Genomic DNA, 20,652 nt, shown 5'->3' on the forward strand with positions numbered 1-20,652 from the left:
GTATGCGGATAAACTCTTCGCTGTTATTTGGCCTGCTCTCTATTTCCCCGATCGCGCAGGCCAATTTTTTGCCCAGCAGGGTGACCGTCGATCATTACCTGGCAAAACTGGGGTCAGACCAGCAGGTGAATACCGCGCAAGGCATTGACTGGGGCATCGTCCCCGGTCCGTTTTATACCCCGGAACTGGGCATCGGTATTGGCGTTGCGGCTGTCGGGTTGTACCGGCCCGATCGGCAGCAGAAAAACACACCGCTCTCGTCGCTGGCTCTGACAGGCTTTGTCAGTTCGACCGGGGCTTTCGGCTTCGGGTACGAGAATGACACCTTTTTTCACCATGACCAGTGGCGGTTTTATATCGATGGTGACCTCAGCCATCGCCCGCTCTACTACTGGGGGCGGGGCTATCGCGAAGGGCGCCATCGCCACGACAGGCAAAAATATGACTCCAGTCGTTTTAACGCCACGCCACAGCTGCTTTATCGGCTGCGCGCCAACACCTATGCCGGGCTTGGCTGGGCGGTTTCATGGGAGCGTGCTTCTGCGTTGCAGGATAAGCCATCGGGCGGCTTTTCGCGCAATCCCGTCGCGCTGAATCAGCTAAACTCCGGCTTCAGCCTGCTGTTCAGCTATGACACGCGCGATTTTATCGCTAACCCGTCGCAGGGACAGGTGTTGAACATCCATTACACCGATTACCTCCCTTCGTTGGGCAGCGATAACCGCCTTAAGGTCTGGGATCTGCAGTATGACCGTTACCACCCGCTTAATGACTCCACGCTGCTGGCCTGGGAGCTGTATAGCCGCCTCGCGACCGGGCAGGTGCCGTGGACCATGCTGGGTTCGCTGGGCGACAGTCGCCACCTGCGCGGCTATTATCAGGGGCGCTTTCGCGCGCGAAATATTGTAACTACCCAGCTCGAACTGCGGAAAAAACTGAGCTGGCGCCACGGCGTGGTGGGCTGGGTCGGCGCGGGCAGCATGTCTCAGCGCCCGAGTGAAGTGCTGGATGGCCAATGGCTCCCTTCGATTGGGGTTGGCTACCGCTTCGAGTTTAAAAAACGGATGAATGTGCGGCTTGATTACGGTGTCGGTCAGCGCAGCTCCGGTTTCTATTTCCAGGTTGGTGAAGCATTTTGATCGCCCGTCTCTTACTCTCATTCAACCTGCTGCTGGCAGGCTGCCAGGCCCGGCATCTGGAGAACATGCCGTTTAACGCGGCGAGTCTGCAAGGCCCGGCCACAGTCGCCAGCGTGGTCTGGCCGGTGATAGCCAAGCTGCCCGCCCCGCAGGGCCTGCGCCCCTGCTGCGCCTTCGGTTATGACGTGCGGGCAAAAGTGCTGGGTATTCCCGTTCCCGGATTCAAAATCGGCAACGTCATCGCCCCGGACGATAGCGGTCAGCATCACTATAATGACCACTTACTGAGTATCCTCAGCACGCTGAGCGGTCTGAATCGCGAACATGACGGCATCATCTATACGCTGCGCGGCGGTTTTATCGATCTCGCCCACGTGCGCGATACCGCCGATAATACCCTGTGGCTATTCAGCCAGATCTGGCCAGGATTAGGCCAGGCGGGCACTATCCGACTGGATGAAGAGCTTGGGCAGCGCGCGATCCGCCTGTGGCCGTTTACCCCGCCCGCGACTGCGCTTGCGCGCTACCATCTGGCCGTGATGATGGCCGCTCAGCTGGCTTATCAGCTGGCGGTATGGCATGAGGTGGCGCAGTGGTACGGTTTTGAGTCGGTACCTGGCTACTCTGAAGCCGTGTCGGCATTCTCACCGGAAGACCTCTATTCCAACCTGCTTGGCGCGCGCATTGCCAGCGACCTGTTGAACCATGGCGGCGCCAGCACGCTCAGGCAGTATCAGCGTACAATGGCGCAGGCAATCCCACAGGCGCTGGCGCAGCTTGAGGCAGTCAGCCCGCAGCAGACCCGTTTTCACTTCGATATGCTCGACGCCAAGTGGTGGAATAGCCGCTGCCGCCTGCCGGATAAATTCCTGGTACGCCGGCGCAACTATCTTACTGGCGCCCTGCGCTACCCTACCCGCCCGGCCGAGCGCGTGCCGATGCTGTGGCTGACGCTACCCGACAGCTTTGATGGCCAACCGCTCAGCGCTTTCGCCCGGCTGGAGATCTGGCCCGGTAACAATATGAAACAGCTGCCCGCACCCAAAAGCCCCAGGATTTACTATCGGTTTGCCGATTTTGCCACGCTGGCGCAGCAGGCAAAAGAGGTCGACCGCCGCCGGCTGCTGCGTATCGGCCAGCGCTGTAAATGAGTATTTTATCGCCATTATCGCGTTGTTTTTCATAAGATAAAGTTATGTCTTAGCGTTCATTTTCTGCCCTCGCCGTTCGCCCCTGGATCGCTACTTGCTGCTTTCCGCTGCCGATCTCACCAGGCAACCGATTACGCTGGCGAGAAAGCAGGCAAAAGCCCTTTTGCCAGAAAGTTCCCCTCCACACGCAAATAAACGTGATACACGTCACACTTTAACTGAATTGAAATGAAACAGAATTTGACAAGTGTGAGCGATCTCTATTTCCTTATAGCCTGTTCGCGGCACACTGCCGCTGCATTCAAGGCGGGTGTTTTCGTCGCATCAATAATCACCCATCGTCGCCCGTAGAAACCGTAACCCGACCGTCGAGCTGGCTGCCGCGCAGGGTCACAGAGCATGTGGTAATAATAATGAAATATAAAATTATGATGGCTGGTGCGCTGGCCGCGCTCTCTTATACCAACGTTTCTTTTGCCCAAGATAGCAACCCGGAATATGTTTCTGACTGGTGGCACCAGAGCGTAAACGTGGTAGGCAGCTATCACACCCGCTTCGGGCCGCAGCTGAACAATGACCTGTATCTGGAATATGAAGCCTTCGCCCATAAAGACTGGTTCGATTTCTACGGTTATATCGACGTACCTAAATTCTTCGGCGTGGGTAACGGCAATGATGTTGGCGCATGGGACGATGGCTCACCGTTCTTTATGGAGATCGAACCGCGCTTCTCCATCGACAAACTGACCGGCACCAGCCTGGCATTCGGTCCGTTTAAAGAGTGGTACTTCGCGAACAACTATATCTACGATATGGGTGACAATAAGGCTAATCGCCAGAATACCTGGTATATGGGCCTGGGCACCGATATCGACACGCATTCTGATGTCGGCCTGTCGCTGAACGTGTATGCGAAATATCAGTGGGAAAACTACGATGCTGCCAACGAAGATAGCTGGGACGGTTACCGCTTCAAGGTGAAATACTTTGTGCCGCTGACCCAGGTGTGGGGCGGCAACCTGAGCTACATCGGCTTTACCAACTTTGACTGGGGTTCTGACCTCGGTGATACCGCAGGCCGCAGCAGCAACTCGATTGCTTCCAGCCATATTCTCTCGCTGGGCTATGACCACTGGCACTACTCGTTCGTGGCGCGTTACTTCCACAACGGCGGCCAGTGGGAAGATGGCACCGAGCTGAACTTCGGCAAGGGCAACTTTAACGTGAAGTCGAACGGCTTCGGTTATTACGTGGTGGTGGGTTACAACTTCTGATAACCCGCTGCGGGCCGGTCGAAACAAAAGATCGGCCCCTACGTATTGCCTGGGCCACGTGCCGATCGAAAAAGAGGATCGGCCCCTACGTACTGCCTGGATCGCGGGCCGATCGAAACAAAAGATCGGCCCCTACGTATTGCCTGGGTCACGGGCCGATCGAAAAAGAGGATCGGCCCTTACAAACGATGATTCAACGCGCCTGAAGGCGCGTTTTTTTTGTGCCCGCTAAAACGCTATACTCGGGCCGGCAATATTGCCTCTGCAAAAAGGAATTTTTATGTCTGCGAAGTCCGTCGACCACAGCGTTAAGCTGCGCCCGCTGGAGCGTGAAGATCTGCGTTTTGTCCATCAGTTAGACAACAACGCCAGCGTGATGCGCTACTGGTTTGAGGAGCCTTATGAGGCCTTTGTTGAGCTGTCTGACCTGTACGACAAGCATATTCATGACCAGAGCGAACGGCGTTTTGTGGTGGAACATGACGGCAGCAATGCCGGGCTGGTAGAACTGGTGGAGATCAACCATATCCACCGTCGCGCCGAGTTTCAGATCATTATTGCCCCGAGTCATCAGGGTAAAGGATTGGCAACAAAGGCGGCCAGACTGGCGATGGATTACGGTTTTTCGGTGCTGAACCTCTATAAACTTTACCTGATCGTCGATAAAGAGAACGCCAAGGCCATTCATATTTATCGCAAGCTGGGCTTTGAGATTGAAGGGGAGCTGATCCACGAATTCTTTATCAACGGCGAGTACCGCAATACCATTCGCATGTGTATTTTCCAGCATCAGTATCTGGAACGCTTCCGGCCACCGCACGCCATGGTCAATCCAACGGCGCAGTAAACCATCAGGCCGGATCGCTCCGGCCTGAATCGTTTATCCGCTTAGCCGCGCGCGCCCACCGGGTTCATGATGGTTTGCAGGATTTCCGGCTCAATTTTATACATTCCCCCGTATAACGGGTCCACCACCAGCCAGCCGGGGAAGCCAAGCAGGGGAATATTGCCCAGCAGATACCACAGATTCGGGCTCTCTTTCAGCGGCAGGGTTTGCGGCACGTAGCCAGGCCGTTCCAGCATCACCCGGTATTTTTTCTTGCCGAAGTAGCTGCCGTTCGACTTAAGAAGGCTGACAGTTTTTGGCGTATAGCCTTCAGCCACCGCGATGCCCGTTTCATCCTGCACCACAAACTTCACCCCCGGGGGCTGAGTTTGCAGGGTCACATCCTGACGCTCACTGCCGACAATCGTCGCGCATCCACTTAACATCCACGCTGCTGCCAGCGCTGCTATCAGCCGTTTCATGGTTAACCTGCTTTTATCCCAACATGACAGTAGTCTAAGCGTTGCGTGGACAAACAAGCGGGCTAATAGCGTATGAATTGGGCGCTTATTCCAGCCTTGGCCACCAGTCAGCCAAACATCTTTTCCAGATAGCGCTCAAGTGCCATGCGTGAGCTGAAGCCGTGGGGGATGCCGTAATGGTCGTTCGATTCCCCGGCCAGATACATCGGGAAACGCACATAGTGGTCGCAGGTTTTCACGTCTGATGATGCCAGTGCCAGCGACTGGCTGCGCTCCTTTAACGTCGGGTGGATCACCAGTGCCGTCCGCCCGAGGCGCGCCTCGCGATTGACGTAGACATAGTCTTCACCACGACGATAACCGTAGGTTTTTGTGGTAACCGCGTCCATTTCAAATCCCGCTTTTTCCAGTACGCGAGCAACCTCATCAGGTCGTAGATACATGCTTATTCCTCTCAGTCTGCCAAACCCCGCAACCTTACAACGGCTGCGCAGTCAGGGCTTTCGGATTAGTCCATAAACGCCGCCCGGCGGTTGGCGTTATGTGAAGCTGTTCTATACTAATAGTAGGTTTTTACAGTAAGGGAGCAAAAAATGTTCAACCGGAAATCGAAAAATAACGATATCGACCTGAATCAGGATGTTTCCCAGCTGGCGGACAGCCTTGACGATCTGCTGAAGTCTTACGGCAGCAAAACCAAAGATGAAGTGGACGGCGCGCGCTCACGCGCAGAAGCGCTGTTGAAAGAGACGCGGGCGAAGCTGCACGGTAATAACCGCGTAACCCAGGCGGCGAAAGACGGTGCAGGACACGTTGATAACTACGTACGCGACAAACCCTGGCATGGAGTGGGCATTGGTACCGCGCTGGGTATTTTTGTCGGTGCACTGATCGCGACGACCACATCCTCACGCTGATTATTGACAAAATTTAACTGATTGATCATCGGCCCGTGGCGAAAGCTGCGGGCTTTTTTATTGCCTGAAAATTTTTTACCTGACGCAAACCTTGCGGCACAAGGGCTGGATGCGAGGTGGATTACCAAATGCAAAAATACTATATGTTGTGTGGTTGCATTTCGGCATCGCTATATCTAGTATTTACTCCATCAAGACCACGCAACAAGTTGTGGTCGCGGCGGCGCCAGTAGTGTTACCAGAAAGCGCCTGTTAAGCCAGTCAAACAGCCATCAAGGTAAATACGAATCATGCGCATTATTATTTACACTAAAGATAACTGTGTCCAGTGCAATGCAACAAAAAACGCGATGGACAAGAAAGGGATTGATTATCAGCTGATTAATCTGGACCACGAGCCGACCCACGTGGACGCGCTGAAATCGCTGGGCTACCGTCAGGTGCCGGTGGTCATGGCGGAGCAGGACCACTGGAGCGGCTTCCGCCCGGACAAAATCCAGGCCCTGAGCCAGCTGGCACAGGCGCGGGGATAAGCTCATGACAACGCTGGTCTACTTCTCCAGCCTGTCAGAAAACACCCATCGTTTTATTACCCGTTTAGATCTGCCAGCCCGGCGCATCCCGCTGGATAACGCTCAGCGCCTGCAGGTCGATGAACCTTACATCCTGATAGTGCCGAGCTACGGCGGCGGCACCGCTCAGGGTGCGGTGCCTAAACAGGTAATTCAGTTTCTGAATGACACCCACAATCGTCAGCTGATCCGCGGCGTTATCGCCGCTGGCAACCGCAATTTTGGCGAGGCTTTTTGCCTGGCTGGCGACATTATTGCGCGTAAATGTCAGGTGCCTTACCTCTATCGCTTTGAGCTGATGGGCACCGCTGACGATATCGCTAACGTTTACCACGGAGTAACCCAATTTTGGCAGCGACAGACAGCACACTCATAGAGGCCCAGCCGGCCACTGCCGATTATCACGCGCTCAACGCGATGCTTAATCTGTACGATGCCGAAGGCCATATTCAGTTTGAAAAAGATCGCGAGGCTACGCGCCAGTATTTTATCCAGCACGTGATCCCTAACAGCGTGCGGTTCGATTCCATTGCTGAACGCCTGCAGTATCTGGTTTCCGAAGGCTATTACGAAGCCGACGTGCTGAATGCCTATCCGTTTGAGTTTGTCTGTTCGCTGTTCCAGCAGGCTTATGAGCGCCGTTTCCGCTTCCAGACCTTCCTCGGCGCGTGGAAGTTTTACACCAGCTATACGCTGAAGACCTTCGACGGCAAGCGCTACCTGGAAGGCTTTACCGAGCGCGTCTGCATGGTGGCGCTGACGCTGGCGCAGGGCGACCAGGCGCTGGCGCACGCGCTTACCGATGAGATCCTGTCCGGGCGTTTCCAGCCTGCAACGCCCACCTTCCTCAACTGCGGCAAGCAGCAGCGCGGTGAGCTGGTCTCCTGCTTCCTGCTGCGCATTGAAGACAATATGGAGTCGATTGGCCGCGCGGTGAACTCAGCCCTGCAGCTCTCCAAGCGCGGCGGTGGCGTGGCGTTCCTGCTCTCTAACCTGCGCGAATCCGGCGCGCCGATCAAGCGCATCGAGAACCAGTCGTCCGGCGTGATCCCGGTGATGAAGATGCTGGAGGATGCGTTCTCTTACGCCAACCAGCTCGGCGCACGTCAGGGTGCTGGCGCGGTATATCTGAATGCGCACCACCCTGATATCCTGCGCTTCCTCGACACCAAGCGCGAAAATGCCGATGAGAAAATCCGCATTAAAACGCTGTCGCTCGGCGTGGTGATCCCGGATGTGACTTTCCAGCTGGCGAAAGATAACCAGCCCATGGCGCTGTTCTCACCGTATGACGTTGAGCGTATTTACGGCCTGCCGTTTGCCGATATCAGCATCAGCGAAAAGTATGAAGAGATGCTGGCCGACGAGCGCATTCGCCGCACCTTTATTAACCCGCGTGAATTTTTCCAGACGCTGGCCGAGATCCAGTTTGAGTCCGGCTATCCGTACATCATGTTTGAAGACACGGTGAACCGCGCTAACCCGATCCACGGGCGCATTAACATGAGCAACCTGTGTTCGGAAATTTTGCAGGTCAACACCCCCACCGAATACAACGATGACCTCAGCTATCGCCGCATCGGCAAGGATATCTCCTGTAATCTGGGTTCGCTGAATATTGCGCACACCATGGATTCGCCGGACTTTGCCCGCACGGTTGAGATTGCGGTACGCGGCCTGACGGCGGTTTCCGATCAGAGCCACATCCATTCAGTGCCGTCGATTGAACAGGGGAATGCCCAGTCGCATGCCATTGGCCTCGGGCAGATGAACCTGCACGGTTACCTGGCACGCGAAGGTATCCACTACGGTTCCGAAGCCGGGCTGGATTTCACCAATATCTACTTCTACACCATCACTTATCACGCGCTGCGAACCTCAAACCTGCTGGCGCGCGAGCGGGAAAGCACTTTCAGCGGCTTCAGCGATTCGCGCTATGCCAGCGGTGAATACTTTAATCAGTATGTTGAGCAGAGCTGGCAGCCGCGCACCTCGCAGGTTGCCGAACTGTTTGCCGCAGCCGGGATTGCCATCCCGACGCAGCAGCAGTGGCGCGAGCTGAAAGAGTCGGTGATGCAGTACGGCCTGTATAACCAGAATTTACAGGCGATCCCGCCGACCGGTTCAATCTCGTATATCAATCACGCCACGTCGAGTATTCACCCGATTGTGTCGCGCATTGAGATCCGCAAAGAGGGCAAGACCGGGCGGGTGTACTACCCTGCTCCGTTTATGAATAACCATAATCAGCAGTTTTACCGTGATGCCTATGACATCGGCCCGGAAGCGATTATCGACACCTACGCGGAGGCAACGCGCCATGTCGATCAGGGGCTGTCGCTGACGCTGTTCTTCCGCGATACCGCCACCACGCGCGATATCAATAAGGCGCAGATTTACGCCTGGAAGAAAGGGATAAAGACACTTTATTACATCCGCCTGCGCCAGATGGCCCTGCTGGGGACCGAAGTGGAAGGCTGCGTCTCCTGCTCACTGTAAAAACAACGCTGCGGGCGGGGCATGCCCCGCCCCTACGAATAACGCACCGCATAGCGTAGGGTAAGGCATGCCTGCCCCACCAGGATCCGCCCAGGAACAACACCATGAAATTAAAAAAAGTTCACGCCATCAACTGGAACAACATCGAAGACGAGAAAGATCTGGAAGTGTGGAACCGCCTGACCAGCAACTTCTGGCTGCCGGAAAAGGTACCGCTGTCTAACGATATTCCGGCGTGGAACTCCCTGAATGCCGATGAGCAACAGCTGACCATCCGCGTGTTCACCGGCCTGACGCTGCTCGATACCATCCAGAACACCCTCGGCGCTCCGGCGCTGATGGCCGATGCGCTGACGCCGCATGAAGAGGCCGTGATGTCGAACATCAGCTTTATGGAAGCGGTGCATGCCCGCTCATACAGCTCGATCTTCTCCACGCTGTGCCACACCAGCGATGTTGATGCCGCCTACGCCTGGAGCGAAGAGAATCCCCCGCTGCAGCGCAAGGCCGAGATCATTCTGCAGCACTACTACGAGAACGACCCGCTAAAGAAGAAGATCGCCAGCGTGTTCCTCGAATCGTTCCTGTTCTACTCCGGCTTCTACCTGCCGATGTACTGGTCGAGCCGCGGCAAGCTGACTAACACCGCCGATCTGATCCGTCTGATTATCAAAGATGAGGCGGTTCACGGTTACTACATCGGCTACAAGTATCAGAAAGCCCTGGAAAAAGAGACGCCGCAGCGTAAAGAGGAGCTGCAACAGTTCGCCGTTGAACTGCTGCTGGCGCTGTATGAAAATGAAATTGAATATACCGATGCGCTGTACGCAGGCGTCGGCTGGCAGGAAGAGGTGAAAAAGTTCTTGCATTACAATGCTAACAAGGCGCTGATGAACCTCGGCTACGAGGCGCTGTTCCCCTCTGAGATGACCGATGTTAACCCGGCTATCCTCTCGGCGCTGTCGCCAAACGCCGATGAAAACCACGACTTCTTCTCCGGCTCCGGCTCCTCCTATGTGATGGGTAAAGCGGTCGATACCGAAGATGAAGACTGGAACTTTTAATCTCTTCAGCAGTGGCTGCCGACGGCAGCCATTTTTCACCGCGCCCCTGTTTTAATAGTCATTAAATTTCAGCCATTCACCTGCCGATTGTTGAGATAAATATGACAGTTTTCTGACGATTAATTTCCGCATATCCCTCCCCAATCACACACCAATTACGGCCCTACCAGGACCATTCTCAACAGAATATTCATTTTTTTCACCCTCGTTCAATCCGCTGCAATCCCTTACCCGCTCTGGCATTAGCCTGGACGGGCATCTCATCATGCATTTTTGATCTGGCCTTTTAGGGTTGTCTCAGATTCTCAGTGTGCTACGGTATAGGCCGATAATATTTGACCACACAGAAGAGATAATATAATAAAACCCACCAACAACTGGAAATGAATTAATGCATGGCTATTAAATTAGAAGTTAAGAATTTATATAAAGTCTTTGGGGAAAATCCCGAGCGCGCATTTAAGCATATTGAAAAAGGAATCAGTAAAGAGGCACTGCTGGAGAAAACCGGCCTGTCTCTTGGCGTGAAAGACGCCAGTCTGGCCATTGAAGAAGGCGAGATCTTTGTCATCATGGGGTTATCCGGCTCAGGGAAATCCACCATGGTTCGCCTTCTCAATCGTCTGATAGAACCCACCCGCGGCCAGGTTATTATTGATGGCGAAGATATTGCCAAAATATCCGACAGCGCATTACGCGAAGTCCGCAGAAATAAAATCAGCATGGTATTTCAGTCATTCGCACTGATGCCACATATGAACGTGTTAAATAATACCGCTTTCGGCATGGAATTAGCTGGTGTCCCGTTACAGGAGCGCCAGGATAAAGCCATGGAAGCGCTGCGCCAGGTGGGGCTGGATAATTATGCTCATGCCTGGCCCGACGAACTCTCCGGCGGGATGCGTCAGCGCGTCGGATTAGCGCGTGCGCTGGCAATTAACCCAGACATATTATTGATGGATGAGGCTTTCTCCGCGCTCGATCCCCTCATTCGTACCGAAATGCAGGATGAGCTGGTGAAATTACAGTCGCGCCATCAGCGCACTATCGTATTTATCTCTCATGATCTTGACGAAGCGATGCGTATTGGCGACCGCATTGCCATTATGCAGGGCGGCGAAGTGGTGCAGGTCGGCACCCCGGATGAGATCCTGAACAATCCGGCCAATGATTACGTGCGCACCTTCTTCCGCGGCGTCGATATCAGCCAGGTGTTTAGCGCAAAAGATATCGCCCGCCGCAGTGCCGCCGCGCTGATCCGTAAAGCGCCCGGCTTCGGCCCGCGCTCGGCAATCAAGCTGCTGCAGGACAATGACCGCGAGTATGGCTACGTGCTGGAAAAACAGCGCTTTGTCGGCACCGTATCGATTGACTCGCTGAAGGCCGCCCTGGCCGCCGGTGAAGGGCTGGATCAGGCAATGCTGGCAAGCCCGACGCCGATGGCGGCCGAGACTTCGCTGAGCGATCTACTCTCCCACGTGGCGCAGGCCCCCTGCGCGGTGCCGATTACCGGCGACGAGGGCCAGTACATCGGCATTATTTCCAAAGGCATGTTATTGCAGGCATTAGATCGTGACGGGGGTCAGGCATGAGCGAGCAAACCAGTAATCCGTGGGACACCAGCGCCCAGACCACCCGCGCTGCTGCTGACGGTAGCACGGCCACCAGCAGCAGCAGCGATCCGTGGGGTTCTCCCTCGGATGCCGCCACCAGCCAGCCCGCACCCGATGCGGCAGCAGGCGGCAGCACCGATGCGTGGGGCGCCCCCTCCGGCGGCGGACATGAGGCGGCGGCCAGCGGCAGCGACTGGCTGAACAGCGCTCCGGCCCCGCAGGCCGAACACTTCAATATTCTTGACCCGTTCCATCAAACGCTGATCCCACTCGACGGCTGGGTAACCACGGCGATTGACTGGATCGTTTCCCACTTCCGCCCGCTGTTTCAGGGGATCCGCCTGCCGGTGGACTATATCCTCAGCGCCTTTCAGCACATGCTGCTGGGCATGCCGGCCCCGGTGGCGATTATGGTCTTCTCGCTTATTGCCTGGCAGCTCTCCAGCCTCGGCATGGGCATCGCCACCCTGGTGTCGCTGATTGCAATTGGCGCGATTGGTGCCTGGTCGCAGGCGATGGTGACGCTGGCGCTGGTGCTGACCGCCCTGCTGTTCTGCATTATTATCGGGCTGCCGCTTGGCATCTGGCTGGCGCGCAGCCAACGTGCGGCAAAGATTATTCGCCCACTGCTCGATGCGATGCAGACCACTCCGGCGTTTGTTTACCTGGTGCCTATCGTGATGCTGTTCGGCATCGGTAACGTACCCGGCGTGGTGGTGACCATTATCTTCGCCCTGCCGCCGATTGTGCGCCTGACCATTCTGGGGATTAAGCAGGTACCCGCCGATCTGGTGGAAGCCGCAGAATCCTTCGGAGCCAGCCCGCGCCAGATGCTGTTTAAAGTACAGCTGCCGCTGGCGATGCCGACCATTATGGCCGGGGTTAACCAGACCCTGATGCTGGCGCTGTCGATGGTGGTTATCGCCTCGATGATCGCCGTGGGCGGCCTCGGCCAGATGGTGCTGCGCGGGATTGGCCGCCTGGATATGGGGCTGGCGACCGTCGGTGGCGTCGGCATCGTGATTCTGGCGATTATCCTCGACCGCCTGACCCAGTCACTTGGCCGTGACAGCCGTAGCCGCGGTAACCGCCGCTGGTACGCCAGCGGTCCTCTGGGGCTGATTACCCGCCCGTTCATCAAATAACGCTTCCGGCGGCGCCCGTTGTGCGCCGCCTGCCTCCTCCGCAAGACCCATGATAAGAAGGAATAACTATGCGCAAGATGACCTTGCTGGCCGCCGCATTCACCACTCTGGCTACCGTTCAGGTTTCTGCCGCCGATTTACCGGGTAAAGGCATTACCGTTAAGCCGGCTCAGAGCACCATCACCGAAGAGACATTCCAGACGCTGCTGGTGAGCCGCGCGCTGGAGAAGCTCGGCTACACCGTTGATGACCCGAGTGAAGTTGACTATAACGTGGCTTACACCTCGATCGCCGCAGGTGATACGACGTTTATCGCCACCAACTGGCAGCCGCTGCATGATGATATGTATAAGGCCGCCGGCGGCGATGCCAAATTCTATCGCCAGGGCACCTATGTGCAAGGCGCGGCGCAGGGGTATTTGATCGACAAAAAAACCGCTGAGAAGTACCACATTACGCGTATCGACCAGCTAAAAGATGCGAAAATCGCCAAACTGTTTGATACCAACGAAGACGGCAAAGCCGATCTGACCGGCTGTACGCCTGGCTGGGGCTGTGAAGCGGTGATTAATCACCAGATAAAAGCCTACGACCTGAGCAACAACGTGGAGCATAACCAGGGAAACTATTCGGCGATGATTGCCGATACCATCACCCGCTTTAAAGAGGGCAAGCCGGTGCTGTATTACACCTGGACGCCGTACTGGGTGAGCGATGTACTGGTTCCGGGCCGTGATGTGGTGTGGCTGCAGGTGCCATTCTCCTCCCTGCCGGGCGAGCAGAAAGATGTGGATACCAGGCTGCCAAACGGTGCGAACTATGGCTTCCCGGTGAACACCATGCATATCGTGGCGAACAAAGCCTGGACGGAGAAGAATCCAGCCGCGGCGAAGCTGTTTGCCGAGATGAAGCTGCCGATTGCCGATATCAATGCGCAGAACTCGCGTATGCACCAGGGCCAGTCTTCCGAAGCGGATATTAATGCTCACGTTGACGGCTGGATCAAAGCGCACCAGGCCCAGTTCGATGGCTGGGTGAAAGACGCGCTGGCTGCGGGTAAATAAATCAGCCTTGATTACCGGTTAACGCGGGGCGACCAGAAAAACGGTCGCCCCCAACATTGAGTCAACGTGGCCAGGATGATTTTCGCAGGCTCGACGGCCCTGCTGTCGAACTGGTTTGTCCTGTCAATTATCATGTGAGTGAAATAGTTTTTTAGGTTACTATTAGCCTATGAGTGATTTCTTAAGCCCACACCGATTGTCATGAACACCTCCCGCTCTGGCCTTACTCTCGTCCAGGTTGCGCCGACCTCTGTCGCTAGTGCTCTGCCCCTCGCCTGTCACCATGATGCCCAATCCACTGCTGGCCCTGATTATCGGGATTCTGCTACTCGACCTGCCGCTGCAGGCCGGGCACATTACTCATCTGAGTGCGATCGTTCAGCCGGGTATAAGGTTTGTACAATCGGTGTTTTGTTAACCTTACTTAACCTTTTTAACAGGTGGTACGGCTTGATTCCAGGGCACTGGCCAATGATTTTTTACGGCAAAAATGAAGTTTTTTCAGACACCACGGCCTGTTAACGCATTTCGCACTCTGGTAAGGTTATGCGCAATTTATTCAGGCTGGTTATTTTTTCACGTGAAATTATTCAGTTATTGCGTAAAAAGCGCTCGGGTAATTCACTAATTTTGTTACCGGATTACTGTCCCATTTTAATACTGCTCCATCACCAACTTGTGCCAGCCCAATCGGTTTTTGGCCTGCTGTGTACCCCATTGTATGCACAGCATTGCTCTTTCGCGCACTAAGCGCCCTGGGTTATGGAAAGACCTGGAAACTACTGATGATGACAGCAGCGTAGTGAACACCATCACAGGCTGGCGAAATGTCGCGTTACTTTATTAGTCATCATCGTTACTATACCAGTTGCAACTAGTGAGGTTCCTTCAGAATGGAAAGTTCGTTTACCCCTATTGAACAGATGCTAAATTTTCGCGCTAACCGTCAGAAAGATTTCCCCCTTCAGGAGATTATGCTGACGCGTCTCTGCATGCATATGCAGAGTAAATTGCTGGAAAATCGCAATAAAATGCTCAAGGCTCAGGGGATTAACGAGACGCTGTTTATGGCATTGATTACGCTGGATGCACAGGAAGACCACAGCATTCAACCGTCAGAGCTGAGCTCCGCTCTCGGATCTTCCCGTACCAACGCCACCCGTATTGCTGATGAACTGGAAAAACGTGGCTGGATTGAACGCCGTGAAAGCGATAACGATCGCCGCTGCCTGCACCTGCATTTGACGCCTAAAGGAAACGAGTTCCTGCGCCAGCTGCTGCCACCGCAGCATCAGTGCCTGCAGTTACTGTGGTCATCGCTCAGCGGTTCCGAAAAAACACAGCTGGAAGCGATTACTCGTAAGCTGTTGAACCGACTGGATCAGATGGACGAAGAAGAAGTGGTCGCCTCACTCTCTCGTTAATAGTTCCCGTAATAGCATATTGTGCGACACACCATTTACTGGAAACCGCTACTTTAAGCCCCCTCATGCCAGCGCTAATCACGCTGGCATTTTAGACTTGGGCGTTCGTCACCAGTGATGATGGAGACGAGCCCGTATGGCAAGAAAACCTGGAGAAAACCATGAGTGCAAGCGCGGTGGAACAAAACCCGCAGCAGCCCAAAGATAAAAAGAAGACGCGTAAACGCGCGCTGATTATCCTGGCTGTGCTGTTCGTCATTATCGGGGTGGCTTATCTGACTTACTGGTTCCTGGTGCTGCGGCACTATCAGGAAACTGACGATGCCTATGTTGCTGGAAACCAGGCGCAGGTGATGGCGCAGGTTTCAGGTAGCGTCAATAAAGTGTGGTTTGACGACACTGATTTTGTCAAAAAAGGCGATGTGCTGGTGACGCTTGACCGCACGGATGCTGAGCAGGCGTTTGAAAAAGCGCAAACCGCTCTCGCCACCAGCGTGCGCCAGACGCATCAGCTGATTATCAACGGCAGGCAGTATCAGGCCACTATCGATTTGCAAAGAACGGCGCTCGACCAGGCGCAGGCGGATTTACGCCGCCGTGAACCGCTGGGTGCCGCAAACCTGATCGGTAAAGAAGATCTGCAGCACGCGCGTGATGCCGTCGCCACCGCCAGGGCACAGCTGGATGTGGCAGTGCAGCAATACAATGCCAATCAGGCGGCGGTGCTCAACACCTCGCTGGAAAATCAGCCGGCGGTCAAACAGAGCGCGGCGGAGCTGCGTGATGCCTGGCTGGCTCTGCAGCGCACGAATGTGGTCAGCCCGATTGATGGCTATGTCTCACGCCGCAGCGTTCAGGTCGGTTCGCAGATCTCCACCACCACTCCGCTGCTGGCGATCGTGCCGGCAAATAATCTGTGGGTGGACGCTAACTTTAAAGAGACCCAGCTGGCAGGCGTGCGCATCGGCCAGCCAGCGACCGTGGTAGCCGATATCTACGGTGATGACGTGATTTACCACGGCAAAGTGGTTGGCCTGGATATGGGTACCGGCAGCGCGTTCTCCCTGCTTCCGGCTCAGAATGCCACCGGTAACTGGATCAAAGTGGTGCAGCGCCTGCCGGTACGCATCGAGCTCGACCCGGCGGAGGTCGCGAAGCATCCGCTGCGCATCGGCCTGTCAACGCTGGTGAAAATCGATACGGCTAACGCTGAAGGCGCGGTGCTGGCGACCAGCGTGCGCAGCAAACCGGCCTATGAAAGTAGCGCTCTGGCGCTGGACCTGGCGCCGGCGAATGCCCTGATCGCTGATATCATCCGTGCCAATGCCGGCTAAGCCAGCGGGAGGCTGTTATGGCGCGTAAACCGCTTGAAGGCACGCAGCTGGTCCTGATGACCATTGCGCTGTCGCTGGCAACATTTATGCAGGTGCTGGACTCCACGATTGCTAACGTGGCGATCCCCACTATTGCCGGAAACCTGGGGGCATCGAACTCTCAGGGAACCTGGGTGATCACCTCGTTTGGCGTGGCTAACGCCATTTCGATCCCGATCACCGGCTGGCTGGCCAAGCGTTTTGGTGAGGTGAAACTGTTCCTGTGGTCGACGGTGGCGTTTGCCATCGCGTCATGGGCCTGCGGCATGTCCGAAAGCCTGACCATGCTGATCTTCTTCCGCGTGATTCAGGGAGTGGTCGCCGGGCCGCTGATCCCGCTGTCGCAGAGCCTGCTGCTGAGCAACTACCCTCCGGCGAAGCGCAGTATGGCGCTTTCACTGTGGGCGATGACGGTGATCGTCGCGCCGATCTGCGGCCCGATCCTCGGCGGCTGGATCAGCGATAACTACCACTGGGGCTGGATCTTCTTTATCAACGTGCCGATTGGTGTGGTGGTAGTTATCCTTGCGCTGCAAACGCTGCGCAACCGTGAAACGGAAACGGTAATCCGCCCGATTGATACCGTTGGCCTGGTGCTGCTGGTGGTGGGTATCGGCTGTCTGCAGGTGATGCTGGACCGCGGTAAAGAGCTGGACTGGTTCAGCTCCACTGAAATCATTATTTTAACGGTCGTTGCCGTCGTAGCCCTGGCGGTGCTACTGGTGTGGGAGTTGACCGACGACCACCCGATAGTGGATTTGTCGCTGTTTAAGTCGCGCAACTTCACCATTGGCTGTCTGTCGATTAGTCTCGCCTATATGCTCTACTTCGGCTCGATTGTTCTGCTGCCGCAGCTGTTGCAGGAGGTGTACGGTTACACCGCCACCTGGGCCGGGTTGGCATCGGCGCCGGTTGGGATTATCCCGGTGATCCTGTCGCCGATTATCGGCCGTTTTGCGCATAAGCTGGATATGCGACGGCTGGTCACCTTCAGCTTCATTATGTATGCAGTGTGCTTCTACTGGCGTGCGTATACCTTTGAACCGGGCATGGACTTTGGAGCATCGGCGTGGCCCCAATTTATCCAGGGCTTTGCCGTGGCCTGCTTCTTTATGCCATTGACCACCATTACGCTGTCAGGCTTACCGCCGGAGAGGCTGGCAGCGGCATCGAGCCTGTCGAACTTCACCCGTACGCTGGCAGGTTCGATTGGCACCTCGATCACCACCACCATGTGGAGCGATCGTGAGTCATTGCACCACGCTCAATTGACGGAATCGGTCACTCCGTACAGTACTAACAGCCAGGAGATGTACGCGAAGCTGCAACAGCTGGGGATGACCCACGACCAGGCTTCTGCGTATATCGCGCAGCAAATCACCAATCAGGGGCTGATTATCTCCGCCAATGAGATTTTCTGGGCTTCTGCCGGGGTGTTTATCCTGCTGCTGGTGCTGATATGGTTTGCCCGTCCACCGTTCGGTGCAGGCGGCGGGGGCGGGGGCGCGCACTAAATTGCCGGCATAAAAAAGGGGGCGACCACGTAAATGGCCGCCCCCTTTTTATCACTGCATCAGGCGTTCTGACGCCACCATTCAGCCAGCAGGACGCCGGTTGCAACGGAGACGTTCAGGCTTTCTACCTTACCGGTACCGCCGATGGAGACGCTGAGGTCGCCCTGATCGAACGTGCTGTCAGACAGACCATCGCGCTCCTGACCCAGCACCAGCACCATTTTGGCCGGCAGCTCTGCACGGGACAGCGGCACGCCTTTATGACTGGACGTGGTCACAATGGTATAACCGGCTTTACGGAACGCACTCAGACCGGCAGCAAAGCTTTCGCCGCTAATGGCCTGAACGTGCTCTGCGCCACCTTCTGCGGTACGCACCGCAGCGCCTGACTCCAGCATCGAAGCATCATCCACCAGCAAACCTTTGACGCCAAAATGCGCACAGCTGCGCATGATGCCACCCAGGTTGTGCGGGTTGCCGATATCTTCCAGCGCCAGCACGCAGTCTTTCTCACCTGCGGTTGACAGCCATTCACTGACCGGCATGCCGGAGCGCTTTTTGATCAGGAAGCAGACGCCACCATGGTGCTCGGTGCCGGAGGCTTTCTGCAGTTCGGCTTCATCCACGGTGTGGTAAGCCTTGCGGTTAGCCGCCATATACTTCAGTGCTTCACGGAAACGCGGCGTTACGCTCTGGATAAACCAGGCGCGCACGATGCACTCCGGACGGCTCTGGAACAGAGCCTGGCAGGCATTTTCGCCATACACGCGCGTCTCTTCCATACGCTGACGACGGATCTGCTCCGGGTCGATATAGCTTTTACCGCTGATACCGCCGTGATCCGGCTTATCGTCTGCTACTGCATTTGGCGCACGGGAAACGGTACGCCACGGAGAGTCAGAGTGCCCTTCGTCGCGATCGCGCCCGCCACGTGGCTTGCTGTCTGCATTTCGTGCCGGACGGCGCGCGCCATCCTGCTGTGGACGAGGAGCGCCTTTACCGGTACGGGGGTTCCCGCCCTTAGTGCTCTTCTCATCATCGCCGCGGACATACATCACTTTGACCTTGCCGCTCTTACCTTTAAATTCGTCGTTCATTTTTCCTCCACCTGGGCTGAGCGCGAAGCGCGCAGATTACCTGATGTGGCGGCGCTTAGCTATTAACTTCCAACAAAAGCCGCTGACCCGGGAGTGGGCCGTTCAGGCGCGCAGCCAGTTTGCCAGACATTACCTATTATACCCATTGAACAAATCGCGTTGTTCCACATTAACGGGGCCAGCATAATGCTGGCTGATTTACTGAAAATGCAGTAAGTAATCACTTACTACCAGACTGAGGTGAATAATGAATACCGTTTGTGCATCCTGCCAGGCCACCAATCGCGTCCCCGTCGAGCGCGTGTCCGACGGCGCGAAATGCGGCCGCTGCGGCAATGACTTATTCGACGGCCACGTGGTGAATGCCACGGCAGCGACCCTGGATAAATATCTTCAGGACGACCTGCCGGTGGTTATCGACTTTTGGGCGCCTTGGTGCGGTCCGTGCGTCAACTTTGCTCCGGTGTATGAATCCGTGGCTCAGGAGCGCAGCGGGCAGATCCGCTTCCTGAAGGTGAATACCGAGGCTGAGCCAGAGCTGAGCGCGCGCTTCCGCATTCGCAGCATCCCCACCATTATGGTGTTCAAGCAGGGCCAGATGGCCGACATGCTGAACGGGGCAATGCCGAAAGCGCCGTTCGAAGAGTGGTTGAACGAAAACCTGTAAGCATCTGGCCGGGCATGCCCGGCCACAATCCGTTAGAATAGCGTTTTTCGCTGATGATCCAAGATGACCGATAACGCTGTTCTGCGCCTGCGCGCTGCCCGTCTCGCCCGTGCCACCCGCCCTTTCCTTGCTCGTGGTAACCGCACCCGCCGCTGCCAGCGCTGCCTGCTGCCAGAAAAGAACTGCCTGTGCGCGACGCTCAGCCCACAGCAGGCGCGCAGCCGGTTCTGCCTGGTGATGTTTGACAGCGAGCCGATGAAGCCCAGCAATACTGGTCGCCTGATTGCCGATATCCTGCCGGACACGCTGGCGTTTGGCTGGTCGCGCACCGAGCCGGACCCGGCACTGCTTGCCGCAGTGCGCGATCCGCAGTATCAGCCGATGGTGGTGTTTCCCGCCTCCTACGCTGATGAGGGCCGCACGGTGCTGAACAGCCCGCCGCTGAGCGGTAAGCCTCCGCTATTTATTGTGCTCGACGGCACCTGGACCGAGGCGCGCAAAATGTTCCGTAAAAGTCCGTGGCTGGATGCGCTGCCGGTGATGTCGCTTAACCTGACGCGCCCGTCCAACTATCAGCTGCGCGTGGCGCATGCGGCTGGCCAGCACTGTACCGCTGAAGTGGCGGCCGAGCTGCTGCTGCAGGCCGGTGATACCTCCGCTGGCGAAGCGCTGTTTCAGCATTTCGACCTGTTCCGCCAGCGCTATCTGGCGGGCAAGCCGCATCATCCACAGCAGGCGGCTGAAAATGATGACGAAATACCGGCAGCGATCAATTAACTGACACGCCAGGCAACAACTTCGCCCGACAACAGGTAGAATTAACCCATCGTT

General features: G+C 56.1%; 20 protein-coding genes. 17 read left to right on the plus strand and 3 right to left on the minus strand.

What is annotated here, in order from left to right:
• Positions 1–2: 2 nt before the first annotated feature.
• The 4 genes from ID864_RS22795 (at position 3) to speG (ending at position 4,411) form a co-directional block, all read left to right on the plus strand.
• Positions 3–1,139, plus strand: a complete 1,137-nt coding sequence (locus ID864_RS22795) for a BamA/TamA family outer membrane protein (RefSeq protein WP_191150418.1) — start codon at positions 3–5, stop codon at positions 1,137–1,139.
• The gene (locus ID864_RS22800) at positions 1,136–2,290 is read left to right on the plus strand and encodes a DUF4056 domain-containing protein (protein WP_224750608.1); all 1,155 of its coding nucleotides are present in this window, start codon (positions 1,136–1,138) and stop codon (positions 2,288–2,290) included. The genes ID864_RS22795 and ID864_RS22800 overlap by 4 nt, the downstream gene beginning before the upstream one ends.
• A gap of 413 nt (positions 2,291–2,703) precedes the next feature.
• On the plus strand, positions 2,704–3,564 hold the full coding sequence (locus tag ID864_RS22805) for a nucleoside-specific channel-forming protein Tsx (RefSeq protein WP_099753751.1): 861 nt from the start codon (positions 2,704–2,706) through the stop codon (positions 3,562–3,564).
• Positions 3,565–3,844: 280 nt separating this feature from the next.
• Entirely contained in the window at positions 3,845–4,411 is a 567-nt protein-coding gene (gene speG / locus ID864_RS22810; protein ID WP_048915044.1) for a spermidine N1-acetyltransferase, read from the plus strand.
• A 41-nt stretch (positions 4,412–4,452) separates the two neighbouring features.
• Here the strand turns inward: speG and ID864_RS22815 are convergent, their stop codons facing one another.
• Together ID864_RS22815 and ID864_RS22820 are read right to left on the minus strand one after the other, a co-directional pair.
• On the minus strand, positions 4,453–4,872 hold the full coding sequence (locus ID864_RS22815) for a hypothetical protein (RefSeq protein WP_191150419.1): 420 nt from the start codon (positions 4,870–4,872) through the stop codon (positions 4,453–4,455).
• Between the two features lie 107 nt (positions 4,873–4,979).
• Positions 4,980–5,315 (minus strand): DUF2002 family protein, encoded by a 336-nt coding sequence (locus tag ID864_RS22820; protein WP_048915042.1) that lies wholly within the window; start codon positions 5,313–5,315, stop codon positions 4,980–4,982.
• A 150-nt stretch (positions 5,316–5,465) separates the two neighbouring features.
• On the opposite strand from ID864_RS22820, the gene ID864_RS22825 reads away from it, so the two are divergent.
• From ID864_RS22825 to emrB, 11 genes are all read left to right on the plus strand, one after another.
• A complete protein-coding gene (locus ID864_RS22825) occupies positions 5,466–5,789 on the plus strand; it encodes a DUF883 family protein (RefSeq protein WP_191150420.1) in 324 nt (107 codons plus the stop codon).
• Positions 5,790–6,079: 290 nt separating this feature from the next.
• The gene (gene nrdH / locus ID864_RS22830; RefSeq protein WP_048915040.1) at positions 6,080–6,322 is read left to right on the plus strand and encodes a glutaredoxin-like protein NrdH; all 243 of its coding nucleotides are present in this window, start codon (positions 6,080–6,082) and stop codon (positions 6,320–6,322) included.
• A 4-nt stretch (positions 6,323–6,326) separates the two neighbouring features.
• Positions 6,327–6,737 carry a class Ib ribonucleoside-diphosphate reductase assembly flavoprotein NrdI gene (gene nrdI / locus ID864_RS22835; RefSeq protein WP_133622919.1) on the plus strand — a complete coding sequence of 137 codons (411 nt, stop codon included), beginning with the start codon at positions 6,327–6,329 and terminating at the stop codon, positions 6,735–6,737.
• Positions 6,710–8,860: a class 1b ribonucleoside-diphosphate reductase subunit alpha gene (nrdE, locus tag ID864_RS22840; protein WP_099753749.1), complete on the plus strand. Its 2,151-nt coding sequence runs from the start codon at positions 6,710–6,712 to the stop codon at positions 8,858–8,860. Before nrdI ends, nrdE begins: the two co-directional genes overlap by 28 nt.
• A 104-nt stretch (positions 8,861–8,964) precedes the next feature.
• Positions 8,965–9,924, plus strand: a complete 960-nt coding sequence (gene nrdF, locus ID864_RS22845) for a class 1b ribonucleoside-diphosphate reductase subunit beta (RefSeq protein WP_048915037.1) — start codon at positions 8,965–8,967, stop codon at positions 9,922–9,924.
• Positions 9,925–10,319: 395 nt separating this feature from the next.
• Positions 10,320–11,516: a glycine betaine/L-proline ABC transporter ATP-binding protein ProV gene (gene proV / locus ID864_RS22850; RefSeq protein ID WP_048915036.1), complete on the plus strand. Its 1,197-nt coding sequence runs from the start codon at positions 10,320–10,322 to the stop codon at positions 11,514–11,516.
• Complete coding sequence (proW, locus tag ID864_RS22855; RefSeq protein ID WP_191150421.1) at positions 11,513–12,682, plus strand: glycine betaine/L-proline ABC transporter permease ProW; 1,170 nt, start codon at positions 11,513–11,515, stop codon at positions 12,680–12,682. Before proV ends, proW begins: the two co-directional genes overlap by 4 nt.
• A gap of 68 nt (positions 12,683–12,750) precedes the next feature.
• Entirely contained in the window at positions 12,751–13,746 is a 996-nt protein-coding gene (gene proX, locus ID864_RS22860) for a glycine betaine/L-proline ABC transporter substrate-binding protein ProX (protein WP_191150422.1), read from the plus strand.
• An 893-nt stretch (positions 13,747–14,639) separates the two neighbouring features.
• The gene (gene mprA, locus ID864_RS22865) at positions 14,640–15,170 is read left to right on the plus strand and encodes a transcriptional repressor MprA (protein WP_048915033.1); all 531 of its coding nucleotides are present in this window, start codon (positions 14,640–14,642) and stop codon (positions 15,168–15,170) included.
• A gap of 161 nt (positions 15,171–15,331) precedes the next feature.
• Positions 15,332–16,504: a multidrug efflux MFS transporter periplasmic adaptor subunit EmrA gene (gene emrA, locus ID864_RS22870; RefSeq protein ID WP_048915032.1), complete on the plus strand. Its 1,173-nt coding sequence runs from the start codon at positions 15,332–15,334 to the stop codon at positions 16,502–16,504.
• 17 nt (positions 16,505–16,521) lie between these two features.
• Complete coding sequence (emrB, locus tag ID864_RS22875) at positions 16,522–18,057, plus strand: multidrug efflux MFS transporter permease subunit EmrB (protein ID WP_048915031.1); 1,536 nt, start codon at positions 16,522–16,524, stop codon at positions 18,055–18,057.
• A gap of 59 nt (positions 18,058–18,116) precedes the next feature.
• On the opposite strand, the gene ID864_RS22880 is transcribed toward emrB, so the two are convergent.
• A complete protein-coding gene (locus ID864_RS22880; RefSeq protein ID WP_099753747.1) occupies positions 18,117–19,154 on the minus strand; it encodes a tRNA/rRNA methyltransferase in 1,038 nt (345 codons plus the stop codon).
• A 247-nt stretch (positions 19,155–19,401) separates the two neighbouring features.
• Here ID864_RS22880 and trxC point away from each other — a divergent pair, with 247 nt between their 5' ends.
• Together trxC and ID864_RS22890 are read left to right on the plus strand one after the other, a co-directional pair.
• A complete protein-coding gene (trxC, locus tag ID864_RS22885) occupies positions 19,402–19,821 on the plus strand; it encodes a thioredoxin TrxC (RefSeq protein ID WP_048915029.1) in 420 nt (139 codons plus the stop codon).
• 63 nt (positions 19,822–19,884) lie between these two features.
• Complete coding sequence (locus ID864_RS22890) at positions 19,885–20,598, plus strand: tRNA-uridine aminocarboxypropyltransferase (protein WP_187497856.1); 714 nt, start codon at positions 19,885–19,887, stop codon at positions 20,596–20,598.
• The last annotated feature ends 54 nt before the right edge of the window (positions 20,599–20,652 follow it).

Source organism: Erwinia aphidicola (genome assembly GCF_014773485.1).
Classification (GTDB): Bacteria; Pseudomonadota; Gammaproteobacteria; order Enterobacterales; family Enterobacteriaceae; genus Erwinia; species Erwinia aphidicola.

What these genes read in the sequence shown, in the direction of transcription:
- nrdI (WP_133622919.1), top strand. Translation starts at nt 6,327, where the DNA reads ATGACAACGCTGGTCTACTTCTCCAGCCTGTCAGAAAACACCCATCGT.
- ID864_RS22805 (WP_099753751.1), top strand. Translation starts at nt 2,704, where the DNA reads ATGAAATATAAAATTATGATGGCTGGTGCGCTGGCCGCGCTCTCTTAT.
- ID864_RS22880 (WP_099753747.1), bottom strand. Translation starts at nt 19,154, where the DNA reads ATGAACGACGAATTTAAAGGTAAGAGCGGCAAGGTCAAAGTGATGTAT.
- ID864_RS22820 (WP_048915042.1), bottom strand. Translation starts at nt 5,315, where the DNA reads ATGTATCTACGACCTGATGAGGTTGCTCGCGTACTGGAAAAAGCGGGA.
- emrA (WP_048915032.1), top strand. Translation starts at nt 15,332, where the DNA reads ATGAGTGCAAGCGCGGTGGAACAAAACCCGCAGCAGCCCAAAGATAAA.
- mprA (WP_048915033.1), top strand. Translation starts at nt 14,640, where the DNA reads ATGGAAAGTTCGTTTACCCCTATTGAACAGATGCTAAATTTTCGCGCT.
- trxC (WP_048915029.1), top strand. Translation starts at nt 19,402, where the DNA reads ATGAATACCGTTTGTGCATCCTGCCAGGCCACCAATCGCGTCCCCGTC.
- proV (WP_048915036.1), top strand. Translation starts at nt 10,320, where the DNA reads ATGGCTATTAAATTAGAAGTTAAGAATTTATATAAAGTCTTTGGGGAA.
- nrdF (WP_048915037.1), top strand. Translation starts at nt 8,965, where the DNA reads ATGAAATTAAAAAAAGTTCACGCCATCAACTGGAACAACATCGAAGAC.
- ID864_RS22795 (WP_191150418.1), top strand. Translation starts at nt 3, where the DNA reads ATGCGGATAAACTCTTCGCTGTTATTTGGCCTGCTCTCTATTTCCCCG.
- ID864_RS22825 (WP_191150420.1), top strand. Translation starts at nt 5,466, where the DNA reads ATGTTCAACCGGAAATCGAAAAATAACGATATCGACCTGAATCAGGAT.
- proW (WP_191150421.1), top strand. Translation starts at nt 11,513, where the DNA reads ATGAGCGAGCAAACCAGTAATCCGTGGGACACCAGCGCCCAGACCACC.
- proX (WP_191150422.1), top strand. Translation starts at nt 12,751, where the DNA reads ATGCGCAAGATGACCTTGCTGGCCGCCGCATTCACCACTCTGGCTACC.
- ID864_RS22890 (WP_187497856.1), top strand. Translation starts at nt 19,885, where the DNA reads ATGACCGATAACGCTGTTCTGCGCCTGCGCGCTGCCCGTCTCGCCCGT.
- ID864_RS22815 (WP_191150419.1), bottom strand. Translation starts at nt 4,872, where the DNA reads ATGAAACGGCTGATAGCAGCGCTGGCAGCAGCGTGGATGTTAAGTGGA.
- emrB (WP_048915031.1), top strand. Translation starts at nt 16,522, where the DNA reads ATGGCGCGTAAACCGCTTGAAGGCACGCAGCTGGTCCTGATGACCATT.
- speG (WP_048915044.1), top strand. Translation starts at nt 3,845, where the DNA reads ATGTCTGCGAAGTCCGTCGACCACAGCGTTAAGCTGCGCCCGCTGGAG.
- nrdH (WP_048915040.1), top strand. Translation starts at nt 6,080, where the DNA reads ATGCGCATTATTATTTACACTAAAGATAACTGTGTCCAGTGCAATGCA.